Origin of the sequence: Vibrio sp. V03_P4A6T147 (assembly GCF_002241085.1) — a bacterium.
In the GTDB taxonomy this organism is placed as follows: Bacteria; Pseudomonadota; Gammaproteobacteria; order Enterobacterales; family Vibrionaceae; genus Vibrio; species Vibrio anguillarum.
On sequence record NZ_NDIO01000103.1, the window covers coordinates 1 to 2,305 of the forward strand.

3 protein-coding genes are annotated in these 2,305 nt (G+C 41.3%); all 3 read left to right on the forward strand.

Annotated elements, in window-relative coordinates:
• A partial coding sequence (locus tag B9J84_RS03985; RefSeq protein WP_404206339.1) for a DUF4236 domain-containing protein occupies positions 1-1,154 on the forward strand: 1,154 nt, incomplete at its 5' end.
• A gap of 180 nt (positions 1,155-1,334) precedes the next feature.
• Positions 1,335-1,745, forward strand: a complete 411-nt coding sequence (locus B9J84_RS03995) for a VOC family protein (protein WP_094123581.1) — start codon at positions 1,335-1,337, stop codon at positions 1,743-1,745.
• Positions 1,746-1,902: 157 nt separating this feature from the next.
• Positions 1,903-2,298, forward strand: coding sequence for a DUF3465 domain-containing protein (locus B9J84_RS04000; protein ID WP_094123582.1), 396 nt, complete (start codon positions 1,903-1,905; stop codon positions 2,296-2,298).
• Positions 2,299-2,305 lie beyond the last annotated feature (7 nt).

Here is a 2,305-nt window from a genome sequence, read left to right on the forward strand (position 1 = left end):
GCGTTATGCCGCAAGAGTGTCAATTTAAGTTCGGAGAAGATATGGGACTCTACATAAGAAAGAGTATCAGCGTTGGTCCATTTCGTTTCAATTTGTCAAAATCTGGATTTGGTGTTTCAGCTGGTGTTAAAGGTCTGAGAGTAGGAACTGGTCCAAGAGGTAACTATGTCCGTATTGGAGCAAATGGTATTTATTATCGTTCGACTATTCCGATTGGTTCTCAGGAACGAATTGTCGACAACACTATTCAGCCCAACTATCAAGAGTCCTTCGAAGCACCGACTCACGAACCACTGAAAGAAATTGAGTCAGCGCATGTTTCGCAGATAGTAGACTCTTCTTCAGCTGAGCTGCTAAAGGAGCTTAATGATAAACAGAAAAAGTCTAGTTCATGGCCTTTTATTTTTATTCTATTTTTCGCTATTGTTTTTGGAATTCATAATGCCGAACTCCCTAAATGGGTTGTCGCTTTGACTGCTGTGTTGGGGATTGTTTCTACTTGGGTTTGTTATACGAGAGACACGTTAGCTAAGACCACAGTACTTTTCTATGACTTTGACTCCGAAATGGAACTTGCTTATGACAAGCTGTTTTCGGCAGCAGAACAAATGGCAAAAGCCAATAAATGTTGGCATATATCAGCTTCAGGCAAAGTCCTTGATAAAAAATATCATGCAGGAGCAAGCAATCTTATAGCTCGAAAGCTGACATCGATTATGATCTCTGAACCGCCTCGATTAAAAACAAATGTGAAGACAGTTTCTATCGCAGTAGGTCGTCAAACATTACATTTCTTTCCTGACCGAGTGTTGGTCTATGACACTACAGGTGTCGGAGCTGTGAGTTACCAAGATTTGGTTGTGATGGTCGGAGATAAAAAATTTATCGAAGAAGAGTCAGTTCCTGCTGATGCATTGATCGTTGATAAAACGTGGAAATACGTAAATAAATCCGGTGGACCAGACCGCAGGTTTAAAGATAACCATGAGCTACCAATTTGCCTATATCAGGAAATGTCATTCACAAGCCAATCAGGTCTTAATGAGCTAATTCAATTATCAACTCGAGGACCTGCGGAAAAGTTTGAAGCCTCTGTAAATTGTTTAGCAGCAGTTCTTCCAAGAGAAATTGACAGCGATAAAATTGCGGCTTAACAAACGCTTCAAGAGGGACAGCCAACGCGTGGTATTTTCACTATGCGTTGGTTTTTGTGATTAAGGTGCTATGCGGAAAGTGAGTAGTAGCGTTGTCTGCCCCTTAAGCGGGCGTTATGTGCTTTCTCGAAAAATTTCGAAGTAGTGTAGAATCCGGCTTTTAAATATTGAGAAGTCAGCATGTCTAAAGTCGTTCAACAGCAAATCGGCAATATCGCCCTTGTCGTAGAAAACTACGATGATGCCATTGAGTTCTATACAAAAAAGCTTCAGTTCAGTTTGGTTGAAGATACCGATTTGGGTGGTGGCAAACGTTGGGTTCAAGTTTCGCCGCGAAACTCGAATGGAACAAACCTACTTCTTGCTCAAGCAAGTACCGAAGAACAAGCTCAATTTGTAGGTAATCAGACTGGAGGTCGTGTTTTTCTGTTTCTACAAACGAATGACTTCTGGCGAGATTATGAGTTAATGAAGGCCAATGGCGTTGTCTTCAACGAAGAACCACGAGTTGAAGAGTATGGGACAGTTGTTGTATTCCAAGATCTTTATGGAAACAAATGGGATTTATTGCAGTTGAACAAGGCTCACTAATAGCACGCACATAACAAACGCCTCAAGAGGGACTGCCAACGCGCGGCGTTTCCAGTCCCATTGAGCCGCGGTGGTTTCGGTTGTTGTGTTTGAGTTTAGTGTTAATGCGTTGTCAGCCCCTTAGGCGGGCGTTATGTGAATTGGAGAAATTGAGTATATGAAGAAGTTAATCGCTATATTTATAGTCGTCTTTTGTCTAGCTTCGATTGGTGCTCAAGCTAATGATCATCAGTTAAAAAATGCGTATGAAAATCATCAAACTGATATTCAAGTTCAAGGCTCAGGCACGGTCATTCGCTTGTTACCTGATGATAACGAAGGGAGTAGGCATCAAAAATTCATATTGAAACTGGACAGTAAACAAACTTTACTTGTTGCTCACAATATTGATTTAGCTCCTAGGGTTTCAAATCTAAAAGTTGGCGATCGAGTCCAGTTTTACGGTGAATATGAATGGAACAAAAATGGTGGTGTCATGCACTGGACGCACAAGGATCCAAATAATAAACACCCGCACGGTTGGTTAAAGCACAACAGCAAGACGTACGAGTAAAATTCAC

What these genes read in the sequence shown, in the direction of transcription:
- B9J84_RS03995 (WP_094123581.1), top strand. Translation starts at nt 1,335, where the DNA reads ATGTCTAAAGTCGTTCAACAGCAAATCGGCAATATCGCCCTTGTCGTA.
- B9J84_RS04000 (WP_094123582.1), top strand. Translation starts at nt 1,903, where the DNA reads ATGAAGAAGTTAATCGCTATATTTATAGTCGTCTTTTGTCTAGCTTCG.